Genomic DNA, 13488 nt, shown 5'->3' on the forward strand with positions numbered 1-13488 from the left:
CCACCCGTCGTAGCGGGTCGCCTCCCGGTCGATGACGCGGGGCGGCCCGCCGGTGACCTACCGTTGCCCTGTGGACAGCCCGACCGAGCCGGATCCGGTACCGCCGCGCGGACAGTCGTCCCGCCCGGCGGGCCCGCCCGACGGCGCCGCGCGGGAGGCCTGGCCGCCGGACCCGCAAGACCCGCCGTGGGATGAGGGCCACGGCGGCCTGGCGTCGGGTGGTGGCCTGGCGTCGGGCGGTGGCCCGCCGTGGGAGCGGAATCGCGGTGGCCCCCCGTGGGGGCGCGGCCGGCCGGGCTCGGCGCTCCGGCTGGCTGTGTTCGTGGCCGTCGTCCAGCTGATCGGCAGCAGTGGCGCCGCGCACTTCCACGCCAACGATGGCACCCGGCCGCTGTCGCACTTCGGGTACCTGCTGCTGCTGGCCGGCCCGGCGGCGCTGATCCCGCGGCGCCGGTGGCGGGTGCCCACGCTGGCCGTGGTACTCGCCGTCACGCTGGTGTACTACCTGCTCAACTACCCGTTCGGGCCGGCGTTTCTGGCCGCCCTGGTCGCCATACTCGGCACCGTACGCGCCGGGCACCGGCTGGCCGCCGGGGTGCTGTCCGCCGCCGCGTACGTGATCTACGTCTGCACCGGCCTGCTGGGCGAGGCTGAGGTCGGCGGGGTGCGGCTGCGCACGCCGTCCCTGAGCGGGGCGCTGACCCTGGCCGCCTGGCTGGCCGTCGTACTCGTGATCGCCGAGGGCATCCGGGTGCGTTCCATCCGGATCGCCGAGATTGCCCGTACCCGCGCCGAGCAGCTCCGCGCCCGAGCCGAGCAGCAGCGCCGCCAGGCCAGCGAGGAGCGGCTGCGCATCGCCCGGGAACTGCACGACGTGCTGGGCCACCACCTGTCGTTGATCAATGTGCAGGCGGGGGTCGGACTGCACCTGATGGACGATCGCCCGGAGCAGGCCCGCGCCTCCCTGCAGGCCATCAAGCAGGCCAGCGCCGAGGCGTTGCGCGAGGTCCGCTCCGTGCTGGGCGTGTTGCGTCCCGAGGACGAGGCCGCGCCCCGGGCGCCCGCGCCCAGCCTGGCGAACCTGTCCACGCTCGTGGAAGGGTCGGACACCGAGGTCGTCATCACCGGTACCGCCCGGACGCTGCCCGCCGAACTGGACCGGGCCGCGTTCCGCATCGTCCAGGAGGCGCTGACCAACGTCCGCCGGCACGCCGGATCGCAGGCCCGGGCGACGGTGACCATCGGGTACGGGGAGGGCGAGCTGACCGTACGGGTGGACGACACCGGTACCGGCGGCGAGCCGGCCGAGGACGGCAACGGCATCGCCGGCATGCGCGCCCGGGCTACCGCGCTGGGCGGTACGTTGAGCGCCGGGCCGGGCCCCGCGGGCGGTTTCCGGGTCGAGGCCCACCTGCCATGGGAGCAGTGACTAGTCTGTTGACTTCATCTCATACTTGCTCACATTCGGTGGCAGCGGGCAGTGTTTATCGGATCAGGGCGATCGCGAAGACGTGCCCAGAAGGACTTTCCAGCCGTGATCGACGGGGCGAGATCGGCGCGCTCGTGGTGGCTGAAAAGGATCGACTGGCCCGGTTCGGATTCGAATTTATGGGCTATGTCGCCAAACGTCGCAGCCGCAAGATCATCGGGGCTAACCGAAAGCCACTGCCCCAACAGGAGGAACTGGTCGAGGATCTGGCGGTGATCGCACGCACGTTCTCGCCTCGACCGTCCAGGATGTGGCGATACGAGAAGCAGCTGAAGAGACTTGAGGCAGCGGACTTGACGGTGGGCAGGGGTCGGTGAAGGTCACTCGGATCGCCTATTCGCGCCAGCTGAACCCGGGCAAGTACGCCGCCTTGGCAGAGCAGGCTGCGCGGTTGGGTCGGGTGCGTAGCGAGGTGTGGCAGCGGTACGGGTCGGTCTGTGGTGTTGGCGGTGGGCTTTCGGGTCGGCAGGTTCGGGATCGTTGGTTGGCCGATGGCACGTATCTGCGGTTCGAGGTGTTGGCGAATGCGTGGAAGGAGACGGTTCGTGACGCGGTGGATGACATCGCGGCGAACCTGGCCGCTGCCAAGGTCGGGGTCCGGCGGGCAGTCGCGCGGCGTACCAGTGATCCGCTCGAAAGGAAGCGGTTGTTCACCGCGCTGAACGCCGATCGGTGGGGTGATGATCCGTTTCTGGCCCGGCAGGTGCGTAAGCGGTGGAGGCGGGGTTGCAACCGCACCCATGATCAGATCGTGGTACGTGCCGACAAGTACAACACTCTGATGGATGGGCGGGGCCGGTTGTGGTTGGCCGTTCCCGGACTGGAGCGTCGTAATCTGATCAAGATTCCGCTGTCCACCACGGTGGCCCCTGTCGGTACATTGCGGCTCATCCTGCGTGGCGGCCGGGTTCAGGTGCACTACCAGATCGACGATGGACAGATGCCGACCTCGAAGCGACCCTGTGGCGGCCAAGCGATCGGTGTGGACAAGGGGTACACCGAGGCATTGACCGACTCCGACGGAGAGCGTCACGGTATCCGACTCGGAGGAATGTTGTCGGCTGAGTCGGATCGGCTGAAGGAGCGCAATCGGCGGCGGGCCAGGCTGCGCTCGATCGCTAACACCGCCGCCCAGCGGGGTAATCACACCAAAGCGGCGCGAATCAGGGCCAACAACCTGGGCTATGTGAAGCGGGATCGGCAGGCCGTGACGCATCGGGCTCAGGTACGCACGGAGATCTTCAGCGCCGTCCACCGGGTGGTCGACAAGGCCGACACGGTGGTCGCAGAGGACCTGACCAAGACTTTCGCCGGGCGTAAAACGCTGGGCAAGAACATCAACAGGCGCCTGGCCGGGTGGACCAAAGGGGTCACTGCGGAGGCGCTGGCGAACGTGTCGGAGCGCAGAGGTTCTGTGCTCGTCCACGTCAACGCCGCCTACACCTCACAAGTCTGTCACCGCTGCGGCGTCCTCGGGCGCCGCGCCGGGGATCGGCTTCACTGCACGCTGTGCGGGGTGGTGTGGCAGGCCGACGTGAACGCCGCGATCAACATCCTGGCAAGAGCCGGCGATCCCGACATCGCCCTGCACACTCCGCATCAGCGGGTGAAGCAGATCTTGCTGGATAGGGCCGATCGCCACCGGACCAGACTGCCGGTCCAGGACTCCAGCCCGACACCCGTTCGGGCGGAGAGCGAATCATCCGAAACCGCTCAGGAATGAGCGATAAGTAGGAAGCAGAGTTGATGATCAAGGTGTTGCTGGCCGACGACCAGGCGCTGGTACGCGCCGGGTTCCGTGCCCTGCTCGACGCGCAGGACGACATCGAGGTGGTCGGTGAGGCCAGCGACGGCGCGCAGGCTGTCCGGTTGGCCGCCCAGTGCCGGCCCGACGTGCTGCTCATGGACATCCGGATGCCCGGCCTCGACGGGCTGGAAGCCACCCGGCGCATCGCCGCCGATCCCGCGCTGACCTGCGTCCACGTGGTCATCCTGACCACTTTCGACCTGGACGAGTACGTGTTCGAGGCACTACGGGTGGGTGCCAGCGGGTTCCTGGTCAAGGACACCGAACCGGTCGAGTTGCTGCGCGGGGTACGCGCGGTGGCCGGCGGCGACGCCCTGCTCTCGCCGGGCGTGACCCGCCGGTTGATCGCCGAGTTCGCCTCCCGGGCCCGGGCACCCCGCGCGCCGAAGGATCTGGCCGCGCTGACCGACCGGGAGCGGGAGGTGATGGCCCTGGTCGGTGAGGGGTTGTCGAACGAGGAGATCGCCGAACGGCTGGTGGTCAGCCCGGCGACCGCGAAGACGCACGTCAGCCGCGCGATGGTGAAGCTGTCGGCGCGGGACCGGGCGCAGCTGGTGGTGTTCGCCTACGAGGCCGGCCTGGTGCGCCCGGGCTGGCTGGGCTGACGGATCCGTCCTGACTCGCGTGTACCGCGCGTCGGCTGGGCTGACGAGCCGGCCTGGCCGCCGATCCCGGCGGTTACTTGTAACACTTCCAGGTGGTGTAGTCGGCGAGCGAGCCGACGACCGCGTGCGCGGCGGTCCCGTACTGCCAGTCGCACACCTGCTCCGGGGTGAACGGGTCGGCTTGGCCGTGGCGCCCGGTCGTGCACGTCCAGGTGTTGTGGTCGTGGCCGGGCGCCTGAGCTAGCCCGTGGTCCTTCGCGACGCAGTAGGCCAGCGGCTGCGGCTGGCCCAGCAGGACCGGCGCCGGCGGCGCGATGTGCTTGGCCGTCGTCTTGGCCAGCGTCGGCGAGGCCGCCGTCGACGGGGACCCCGGCGCTGTGGGCGACGGTGACAGGCTGGAGGGGCTTGCCGCCGGGGCGGGGACACCGCCCGCCGGACCGGTGCTGGCCGGCGCGGTCGGCTGTATCTGCGCGGGGTGCTTCTCCAGCCCGCCGAGCCCGAGCATGACGACCACGGCGACCGTACCGATGCCCAGCAGCGCTGCCACGAATACGAGCATGCCGCGCTCGCTGGCCGGCAGGGAGCCGTCGGCGCCCGGCTGACGGGCCGGTTGGGCCGGTGCCGGCGCGGGCTCCGGCTCCTTCTTTCCGGTGACGAAGACCGGCAGCACCATGGTCTCGGCGTTGGCCGGGTGGTTGCCCTCGCCCGGACGGGGGATGGCCACCGTGCGGTCGCTGTCGGCGGCTTCCTCGTCGGTGGCCCGGTGCTGGGCGCTCCGGTTGCTGCGCAGCGGCCCGGTGAAGTGTTCGCGACCGTATTCCGGGTTAGTCGGCTGGTCGTTGCGACTGGCCGGGTACTCCGGGTTTGCCGGCCTTTGTGCCGGTACGTGCGGCATGCCCGGCGCACCCACGGGCGCTCCCGGCGGACCGCTCACTGGCGGACCGCTTACCGGCGGACCGCTCACCGGCCGCCCCGGCGCGGCGGGCGCCCCACTCGTCGGCGCGGCACCGGCGGGTCCGCCGCTGGTCGGCACGGCACCGGCGGTCGTCCCGAAGCCCGGTCGCCCGGGTACGCCGAACGGCGACCCGAACGGCGGCGCCCCGGCCGGCGGCTCGGCCGCGGGGACCGGCGGAACGATCGGCTGGGTCGCATCGGAGTGCTGGGCTGGCTGTCCACCGAACAGCGGTTGATTTTCGGCCCTCTCCTGCTGCACGGACACAGACTCCTCCCACGGCAACCCTCACCGACGCGTCGCCCGCAGACTCTACGCAGCGATCCCCGAACCGGGAAGCGCCGGCATACCTAATGATCGCCGCAATGCCCGGATTTGGTTACCCTCTCCGCCCGGCTGTCCAGGTCCGCGCCGGGGCGGCGGTGTGATCCGATCCCGAGCGAGGCTACGTCGCGCCCCGTGCGACCGCCCTGAGACGCGTATCACGCACGAGATCACCCGCCGCTGCGTGCCCGCTCAAGGGCTGACCAGAGTGTCCAGAGTGGACAGTAACTGGCTGGCGTTGGGGTAGGCGATTCCGCCCTCACCGAGCCGGGAGGCGATCTTGTTGCGGATCGCCGTCGCCTCTGCGGCCAGATCGACCGGCGTACCGGCGGCGAGCTGGCGTTGCAAATCGCGCAGGATATTGTCCAGGTCCAAGGCCACGTCGGAGCGGATCGCGCCGGACCTGCGTCCGGCCTCGACCTCGTCGATGAGCTGCTGCACCACACCCATCCGGGTGCCGGGCGTGGCCGGTGGACTCTGCGGCGCCGCCGGTGGCGAGGCGGCCGATGCCGCGGGTACCGACGCGGGCGTGCTCGGCGCCGTCCGGGGCGCACCCACCGGAGTCTCCGCTCGCCAGTGGTGCGTGGCCAACGCCGCCAGCGTGCCGGCCACGACGAGCGCGGCCAGCGCGGCGACGATCGGGCGGTCGAGGCGCCGACGCGGGCGGGACGGGTGCGCCGGCACCGGCGCGACGATCGGGGTGAACAGCACCTCGGCGTGCCCGGCCGGCAGCGCCTCGCGCAGCGACCGGGCGACCTCGGCACTGCCCGGCCGGGTGGCCGGATCCGGATCCAGGCACCGCTGGCACAGCCGGTCCACGGCCGGGGGGAGCCCCTCGATGCGCAGCGGTTCGACCCGGACCCCCTGGCGGTGCGCCCGGGCCAGCGCGTCCCAGGTCTGCGCGGCCAGCGGCGGCGATCCGGCCAGCGTCTCGTACAGCAGCGCGCCCAGCCCGTACACATCGATGGCCGGGGCGGCCGGGGCGTCGTCCAGGCGCTCCGGCGCGACATAGGCCGGGGTGCCGAGCAGGCTGCCGTCCTCGGCCTCGCTGCGCGTACCGGCGGGAGTGGCGATGCCGAAGTCCAGCAGCTTCGCGCCGGTGCCGGTGAGCATGACGTTGGCCGGGGCGATGTCGCGGTGCACGATGCCCCGCCGGTGCGCCGCGGCCAGCCCGTCGGCGACCTGGGCGCACAGCCGCACCGCCTCGGGCCAGTTCAACGGACCCTCACGCAGCCGGTCGGCCAGCGGGCGCCCGGTGAGTAACTCCATCACCACGTACGGCACGACGTGCCCGTCGGGCAGGGACGCTTCGCCGTAGTCGTACACGTGCGTGAGGTGGGGATGGGTCAGCCGGGCGGCGGCCCGCGCCTCGCGCTCGATGACCTGGCGGAACATCGGGTCGGCGGCCAGCGGACCGGCCAGCACCTTGACCGCCACGGGCCGGGCCAGCACGGTGTCGACGCCGCGCCACACCACCGACATCCCGCCGGCGCCGAGCCGTTCGATCAGCAGGTACCGGCCGGCGAGCGGGGTACCGGCAGCCAACGCCCACATATCGATGAGTCTGCGACAGGCTCGTGCGCCCCGCCAGGTTCCGTCACCCAGTTGTGGCCGACGGTGCCGAATGACCATCGGGTAGCCTCGCCCGGATGGGGGAGAGCGTAAAGCTGCGGCCGGTCCTGGAAGCCGATCTGGCGTTCCTGTATTACCTGATGAACGATCCCGACGGCGGCGGGAAGTTCCAGTGGTACGGGTGGCACGACGCGCAGCGGGTACGCAACCGGTGGGTCGAGGACGGGATGCTCGGCCCGGACGCCGGCACCCTGGTCGTCGCGTCCGGTGACCGTGCGCTCGGTCTCGTCGGGTGGCGGAAGATCGTGACCGCGCGGCCGTCGCACTGCTGGAATCTCGGCATCGTGCTCGCCCCCGACGCCCGCGGGCACGGCCACGGCACCCGGGCCCAGCGGCTGCTCGTCGAATACCTGTTCGCGCACACCCCGGTCAATCGGGTGGAGGCGGCCACCGAGGTCGCCAACGTGGCCGAGCAGCGCAGCCTGGAACGGGCCGGGTTCACCCGTGAGGGAGTGCTGCGTGGCTACGGGTTCCGCGACGGCCAATGGCGCGACGCCGTCCTCTACAGCGTCCTGCGCGCCGACCTGACCTCCGGCTGAGGCGGCCCGGGGTCTCGGGTCCGCCTACAGCTTGGCCAGCTGGACGGCGAGCAGCTCCAGGGTCTCCCGGCGCACCGGCTCGTAGTGTGCCGGTTCGTAGTCGCGGGTCGGACCCTCGGTGACCACCAGCAGGTACAGGTAGCTGGTGTAGAGGGCGAGCCGGGTCCGGATCTCCTCGGTGATTTCGGCCGGCTCGCCGGTCACCGACGTGTAGCCCTCCAGCAACTCCGGTACCTCGCTCACGTCACGGAACAGCGCCAGCGAAACGAACTCGGCCCACGGGTCGCCGTACAGCGCGCGTTCGCCGTCGATCAGGCCGGTCAACCGCCAGCCGTGCGGCGTCGGGTGGATGAAGACGTTGCCGTCCCAGAGGTCGAAGTGCACCAGCGCGGGGCGGGTCACGGCATCCAGCGCGTCGGCGTGGCGGCCCAGCCGGGTCGCGATCGCGCCGGGTGCTTCGGGCAACTCGGTGTGCAGGCGACTGGCGTCGGCGAGAATGTCGTCGATCATCGCGAAGAAGGCGTCGCGCCAGGTCGGCTGCCAGGTGGCGGACTCGCGCAGCGGGTACCCGTACGCCTGGCCGGTGACGGTGTGCAGCCGGGCGACGGCGGCGCCGATTTCCCGCCGTACCGGCTGCATGTCCACAGTGGACACATGCTCCCGGCTGCTGTACAGGTCGGTGGTGGTGAGCAGTTCCAGGAAGACGTAGTCGCGGTCGAAGGTCTCGCGACTCAGGTCGGCGAAGGCGACGCGCGGCACCGGTACGCCGGCGGCGGCTGCCCGCTCGTAGAAGTGCACCTCGGTGCGCATCAGGTCGACCTCGTGGGTCAGCAGCGTGAACTCCGGTGGCGGGGCGACCTTGAGTACCAGCGGCGTGCCGTCGGTCAGGCGCACGCGATACGCCGCGTTGTACGACCCGTCGGTCAGCTCGGCGCACTCGATGACACCGGTTCCGGCGCCGAATCCGCGGCGAACCATCGCGGCCAGGTCGGCATCGCTGACCGGCACCTTCGTACGGCTGTAGACCATCGACCAGATCTCCGATCGGACGACTGGGGGAATGATCTGACGGTACCGCTGGCGTACCGTTGGGGGCGGGGAGGGCAATCCCCACCCCCACGGCTGTCGATGACATCCGCCGTTGTGCTTGCTGGCGTCTGGCGGTGTCACGGCTTGGGAGCCGGGGCCTCGCAGTGGTTCCGGTGACCACCTCCTTCGGGTACCGCTCCTTCAGAGCGGCTCGGTGGATCGGTTAGCGGCGGCGTCCGGGCTGGCCCGCCGCTAACCGCCGGGTCGCCACCGGACACAATGGGGCCAGTAGGCTGGTCCATCGTCCGGGTTCGACCGGCATCGATGGGAGCGCTTCCATCGATGTTGGTTGTGGACTGTAGTACTCGTTTCGAGTTTGTAAAAGACCCCCGGCAAGATTGCGTTCCGTAGCCGTTCACAAGGTGCCGGGTTGTCCTGGGAGCGTTTCCATGCCACGATGTCAGCGACTCATGGGGAGCCAGTTCTCGTAGGACGCCGTCGAGGGCACCCGATCAGGGACGACGACGTGACCACCACACCCGCGGTTCACGGCCGGGTAACCAAGCACACCAGCAGTGCGGCCCGCTGCGCGTCGGCAAGCCGTGCGCGCCCGGCGCAACACCCGAGTTTCCACCGCCCGCGTAACGTCGTTCGGTCCCAAGGAGTCGTCGGCATGAGGATGCCCCCGGTGAGACTGCTCCGGCACAGGATGGTCGGTCGCCTGCGTCGCTGGAGCGCCGCCGTCCTGGACACCGGCGGGGACGTCGCCGGCGGTGAGGCACCTGCCGTCGCGATCGTGGTCACCGCGGCGTCCGCCGATTCCGGCCCGGTCGGTGGCCGGCGGCTGCGCGACCCGGTACCCACAGACCCGACGAGCGCCACGTCCGGCGGCAGCGCGACACCGATCGCGCGCCCGGTGGAGGCGAGCACCGCGATGAGCCCCTCCGGTTCGGTGCCCACGCCCGGGGCCACCGGAGCGCCGGCGGTCGGCGGCACCGCACCCGACACCGGCCAGGACAGCGATTCCGACAGCGGCCATCACAGCGGCTTCGACAGCGGCCCGCGGGTGGCGGCAGGGGATCGCATGATCCGCCCGTGCGCGCCGGCCGACGCCAGCGTCGACGCGCCGTACGACTGGTCTGGGTCGTGGCGAGACACCAGACTCGCCGAGCCAGACCGGTCGCAGACACTGCCGTTACCGGCCGGCTGAGAGCCGGCGGACGCCGGCCGGCGTCGCCCACGCCAACGCAGTGAAGCCGGCCGGCGTCGCGGGCGGGTCGGGTCGGGCCCCTTAGCCGGCCCGACCCGCCCGCAACGCCCCAGGGACCCGGGGTGGGTGGGGGTCGCGCCGCCCACCCCGGCCGGCGTTTTCGTGTGACGCTTAGGGCGTGGCAGACATTCAGCTCTACGGCGCACCGTGGTGCCCCGACTGCCGGCGCGCGAAGAAGTTCATGACCTCCCACCGCATCCCGTACGACTGGGTCGACATCGACCGGGATCCGGAGGGGCGCGCCTACGTCGAGCGGGTACAGCACGGTGGCCGGACGATCCCCACGGTGGCGTTTCCGGACGGTACCCACCTGATCGCCCCCGGCGACGACGAGCTGGCCGGCAAGCTCGGCCTGGCCGTGCGGGCCGAGCGGGAGTCCTACGACCTGGTGATCGTGGGTGGCGGGCCGGCCGGTCTGGCCGCTGCGATCTACGCCGCCCGGGAGGGCATCGAGGCGCTGGTGGTGGAGAAGGCGGGCCTCGGGGGGCAGGCCGGGGTCACCGAGCGGATCGAGAACTACCCGGGTTTCCCCGACGGGATCGGGGGCGGCGAGCTGGCCGACCGGTTCATCGCGCAGGCCCGCCGCTACGGCGTGGAGCTACTGGAGGCGGCGGAGGTCACCGAGGTCGAGCCCGACGGGCAGTGCCTGTGCGTACGGCTGGGTGGCGGCCAGGAGATCTGCGCACCGACGGTACTGATCGCGACCGGCTCGACGTACAAGCGACTGGGCGTGCCGGGCGAGGAGGAGCTGATCGGCGCCGGGGTGCATTTCTGCGCGACCTGTGACGGTCCGTTCTACCGCGGGGTCGAGGAGCTGATGGTCATCGGCGGCGGCAACTCCGGGCTGGAGGAGGCGCTGTACCTGTCGCAGTTCGCCGAGCGGATCCGGGTGGTGACCCGGGGCGAGCTGAGCGCCTCGGCGCTGGTCCGGGAGAAGGTCGGCAAGGATCCGCGGTTCACCGTGCACACCAACACCGACATCATGTCGCTCGCCGGCGAGGGCGGCCGGCTGACCGAGGTGCTGGCCCGGGACCGGGCGGCCGGGCGGGAACTGCGGTTCACGCCGGCGGCGGCGTTCGTGTTCATCGGGCTGAATCCGAACACCGACTGGCTGGGCGGCATGCTGCGGCGCGACCGGTGGGGCTTCATCGTCACCGACGACGCGTTCGCCACGTCGGTGCCCGGGGTGTTCTGCGCCGGCGACGTGCGCTCCGGGGCGACCAAGCAGCTGGGTTCGGCGGTCGGCGACGGGATCGCGGCGCTCATCGCGATCCGCTCATACCTGCAGCGTGTGGGGGAGATGGCCAGCGTCGAGGTCAACTCTTGAGAAGGGTCTCCGCTTATCCGGCCTGAACCGGCGCGTCGCGGGCGGCGCGGCAGGGGCGGAGTGATCATGGCGGTCCGGGGCACGACCCGGGCATGACGCAGAGCAGGGCGCCTCGAGTCCTGCGCCAGGCGACCGACCCGCGAAGAGCCTCCTATCTGGAGCTCTTCTTCGACCTGGCGTTCATCTTCGCGCTCATGCGGCTGTCCAGGCACCTGCTCGCCGACCTGAGCGTGGCCGGTGCCGCGCGTACCTTCCTGCTGCTGGCGGCCCTCTGGGCGGTGTGGGTCACCACCGCCTGGTCGGCGAACTGGTACGACACCGGGAACCGGGTCACCCGCGAGTTCCTGATCGCCGTCATGTTCGGCGGGCTGCTGATGGCCGCCTCGGTACCGGAGGCGTTCGGCCGGCACGCCATGGTGTTCGCCGGCGCGTACCTGGCCGTGCACGTCGGTCGCGGGCTCGGGTTCAGCCTCGCGCTGCGCGGCCACCCCCGGGTGTGGCGGTCGCTGCGCATCGTGATGGCGTTCGGGTTCACCGGCGTCCCCTGGGTGGCGGGAATCCTGATACCCCAGGCTCGGGAGGCGCTGTGGGCGCTGGCGGTGTTCCTGGACTACCTGATGACCCGGCTGCGCTGGCCGATCCCGTGGGCCGGCCGGTCGACCTGGGAGGAGCTGCGCGTGTTCGGCGAGCACCTCTCCGAGCGGTACGAGCAGATCTTCATCGTCGCCCTCGGCGAACTGATCCTGGCGGTCGGCGGGGCGTACAGCGACTCCGGTTTCGACACCGCCCGGTCTATCGCTTTCGCGCTGGCCTTCCTCAACGCGGCGTTGCTCGCGGTGGTCTACTTCATTCCCCGGGAGGGGCGGCTGGGCACGGTGATCGACGAGTCGGACGTGCCGGGGCGCCTCGCGATGGACACCGCGTTCCTGCACCTGGCCCTGATCGGCAGCGTCGTGGCCACAGCCGTCGGGGACGAGCTGGCCATCCAGCATCCGCACTCGCCGACGCCGACCAGCGTCGTGGCCGTCACGGTCGGGGGAACCGTGCTGTTCCTGGTCGGGCGCAATCTCACCGCGTACCTGATCGACCGCCGGCCGCCGTGGGCGGGGTTGAGCGCGCTGGCCGCCCTGCTGGTCCTGATCCCCGCGCTGCTGCGGTTGCCGCCCCCGGCGTCGATCGCGGCCTCCGATCTGGTCCTGTTCGGGATCGTCGCGCACCAGTACGTGACCACCCGGCTCGCGAACAAGCCCGAGCCGTCGGCGTGATCAGGCGGACCTCCTCTTCAGCGTCGAGTCGGGTCTGCCCTCCATCGGCTTGTCGGGCCGGCGGTCCAGCGGGCGCAGGGGCGACATCGGCTGGCTGGTCCAGTCCCGGTCGCCGCTCCACGGTGCGGGTACCGCGTCGACCCTGCGGGCCAGCGCGTACACGATCTGCTCGTAGTTGACCCGCCAGCCGCGAAAGTGCGGCCACGCCTCCTCCGGGCTGCGCTCCGAGCGCAGCCCGGCCTCCTCGACGTGGCGTACCGCTTCGGCGAACTCCTCGAAGGTCAGCCGGATCGGGGAGTCCGGCAGCGGATCCGGGTCGAACGGTATGCGGATGACCCGGGCGATGTCGCGCAGCGCGGTGAATCCGGAGCGCAGCATCAGCCGGGCCGCCGGGGCCGGGGAGGTGGTCGGGGTCAGCGCCATCTGCATGGCCGCGGCGTCCATGACCGCGAGCAGGGCGATGATCCAGCTGCGGTACGGGCGGGGAGAGCGGAACGCCAGCAGCACCGGGTAGTTGGCGTGGCTCTCGCCGATGTCCGCGGCCAGCCGTTCCCAGCTCTGGTACAGCCCCTCGAGCTGGTCGAGGGTGCCGATCAGTGCCTGGCGGGCCAGCAGCTCCGGCCCCCAGGCGGGTTCGGCGGCCCGGGCCTGCAGCAGGGTCACCTCGGTCTCGCGCCGGTTGTACGCGTCGTAGAGCGTGGGCAGGTAGGCGATCTGCAGCGCGATGATCAGCGGACCGGTCGCGGCGGCCACGAAGTCCAAGGCGTTGAGCTGTGACCGGGCACCGGAGGCGAATCCGAGGGTGAACAGGCTGGAGCCGGCCTCCCGGAACGACTCCGCCCAGCCGAGCGCGGAGATCGCGTGCACCATCAGCGCGTACGCGCAGAAGACCGAGGTCAGCCAGGACGCGAGGACGCCGACCAGCACCAGCGGGGCGAGCCAGGCCAGCAGCCAGTCGCGGGTCTCGTAGCTGTGGAACGGCCGGGCCACGGCCGACATGACGATCCGCACGACGTGCCAGACGACCCTGGTCAGCAGCGAGCCCAGTCCCCGGGGTACCACCATGTTGCGCAGGACGCTGCCGAGGGTGACGAGCAGGAGCAGGCCGCCCAGCACTCCGATGAAGACCCGCATGTGCCCATCCTCCGGGACGCCGGGGCGGGCGCGGGGCCGCGGTACCGAATCGGGCGGTGCCGGCTCGCGCGCCCGGCGTGTCGGCGGGTGCCGGCGTTCGCGGCCACGGGGCGCC

At 71.3% G+C, this 13488-nt stretch carries 12 protein-coding genes; 8 read left to right on the forward strand and 4 right to left on the reverse strand.

The window, feature by feature from the left end:
- Positions 1-70 precede the first annotated feature (70 nt).
- From Raf01_RS32545 to Raf01_RS32560, 4 genes are read left to right on the forward strand one after another with little or no spacing between them, the layout of a single operon-like run.
- A complete protein-coding gene (locus tag Raf01_RS32545) occupies positions 71-1429 on the forward strand; it encodes a sensor histidine kinase (protein ID WP_203921897.1) in 1359 nt (452 codons plus the stop codon).
- A gap of 38 nt (positions 1430-1467) precedes the next feature.
- Entirely contained in the window at positions 1468-1806 is a 339-nt protein-coding gene (locus Raf01_RS32550) for a recombinase family protein (protein WP_203921898.1), read from the forward strand.
- Positions 1803-3212 carry an RNA-guided endonuclease TnpB family protein gene (locus Raf01_RS32555; RefSeq protein ID WP_203921899.1) on the forward strand — a complete coding sequence of 470 codons (1410 nt, stop codon included), beginning with the start codon at positions 1803-1805 and terminating at the stop codon, positions 3210-3212. The genes Raf01_RS32550 and Raf01_RS32555 overlap by 4 nt, the downstream gene beginning before the upstream one ends.
- A gap of 23 nt (positions 3213-3235) precedes the next feature.
- On the forward strand, positions 3236-3901 hold the full coding sequence (locus Raf01_RS32560) for a response regulator (protein WP_203921900.1): 666 nt from the start codon (positions 3236-3238) through the stop codon (positions 3899-3901).
- 73 nt (positions 3902-3974) lie between these two features.
- On the opposite strand, the gene Raf01_RS32565 is transcribed toward Raf01_RS32560, so the two are convergent.
- A complete protein-coding gene (locus Raf01_RS32565) occupies positions 3975-4811 on the reverse strand; it encodes a hypothetical protein (RefSeq protein ID WP_203921901.1) in 837 nt (278 codons plus the stop codon).
- A 558-nt stretch (positions 4812-5369) separates the two neighbouring features.
- Entirely contained in the window at positions 5370-6731 is a 1362-nt protein-coding gene (locus tag Raf01_RS32570) for a serine/threonine-protein kinase (protein ID WP_203921902.1), read from the reverse strand.
- 95 nt (positions 6732-6826) lie between these two features.
- Between Raf01_RS32570 and Raf01_RS32575 the strand changes: the two genes are divergently transcribed.
- Positions 6827-7348, forward strand: coding sequence for a GNAT family N-acetyltransferase (locus Raf01_RS32575; protein ID WP_203921903.1), 522 nt, complete (start codon positions 6827-6829; stop codon positions 7346-7348).
- Between the two features lie 24 nt (positions 7349-7372).
- On the opposite strand, the gene Raf01_RS32580 is transcribed toward Raf01_RS32575, so the two are convergent.
- Positions 7373-8377: a phosphotransferase family protein gene (locus Raf01_RS32580; protein ID WP_203921904.1), complete on the reverse strand. Its 1005-nt coding sequence runs from the start codon at positions 8375-8377 to the stop codon at positions 7373-7375.
- Positions 8378-9065: 688 nt separating this feature from the next.
- On the opposite strand from Raf01_RS32580, the gene Raf01_RS32585 reads away from it, so the two are divergent.
- The 3 genes from Raf01_RS32585 (at position 9066) to Raf01_RS32595 (ending at position 12239) form a co-directional block, all read left to right on the forward strand.
- Positions 9066-9587 carry a hypothetical protein gene (locus Raf01_RS32585; RefSeq protein WP_203921905.1) on the forward strand — a complete coding sequence of 174 codons (522 nt, stop codon included), beginning with the start codon at positions 9066-9068 and terminating at the stop codon, positions 9585-9587.
- A 178-nt stretch (positions 9588-9765) separates the two neighbouring features.
- On the forward strand, positions 9766-10974 hold the full coding sequence (locus Raf01_RS32590) for an FAD-dependent oxidoreductase (RefSeq protein WP_203921906.1): 1209 nt from the start codon (positions 9766-9768) through the stop codon (positions 10972-10974).
- 92 nt (positions 10975-11066) lie between these two features.
- The gene (locus Raf01_RS32595) at positions 11067-12239 is read left to right on the forward strand and encodes a low temperature requirement protein A (protein ID WP_203921907.1); all 1173 of its coding nucleotides are present in this window, start codon (positions 11067-11069) and stop codon (positions 12237-12239) included.
- On the opposite strand, the gene Raf01_RS32600 is transcribed toward Raf01_RS32595, so the two are convergent.
- Positions 12240-13373, reverse strand: a complete 1134-nt coding sequence (locus Raf01_RS32600; RefSeq protein ID WP_203921908.1) for a hypothetical protein — start codon at positions 13371-13373, stop codon at positions 12240-12242. It lies immediately after the preceding gene.
- Positions 13374-13488 lie beyond the last annotated feature (115 nt).

It is taken from the genome of Rugosimonospora africana, assembly GCF_016862975.1.
Classification (GTDB): Bacteria; Actinomycetota; Actinomycetes; order Mycobacteriales; family Micromonosporaceae; genus Rugosimonospora; species Rugosimonospora africana.

Coding starts and splice junctions, on each gene's coding strand:
- Raf01_RS32560 (WP_203921900.1), top strand. CDS start 3,236: ATGATCAAGGTGTTGCTGGCCGACGACCAGGCGCTGGTACGCGCCGGG.
- Raf01_RS32570 (WP_203921902.1), bottom strand. CDS start 6,731: ATGTGGGCGTTGGCTGCCGGTACCCCGCTCGCCGGCCGGTACCTGCTG.
- Raf01_RS32575 (WP_203921903.1), top strand. CDS start 6,827: ATGGGGGAGAGCGTAAAGCTGCGGCCGGTCCTGGAAGCCGATCTGGCG.
- Raf01_RS32580 (WP_203921904.1), bottom strand. CDS start 8,377: ATGGTCTACAGCCGTACGAAGGTGCCGGTCAGCGATGCCGACCTGGCC.
- Raf01_RS32595 (WP_203921907.1), top strand. CDS start 11,067: ATGACGCAGAGCAGGGCGCCTCGAGTCCTGCGCCAGGCGACCGACCCG.
- Raf01_RS32600 (WP_203921908.1), bottom strand. CDS start 13,373: ATGCGGGTCTTCATCGGAGTGCTGGGCGGCCTGCTCCTGCTCGTCACC.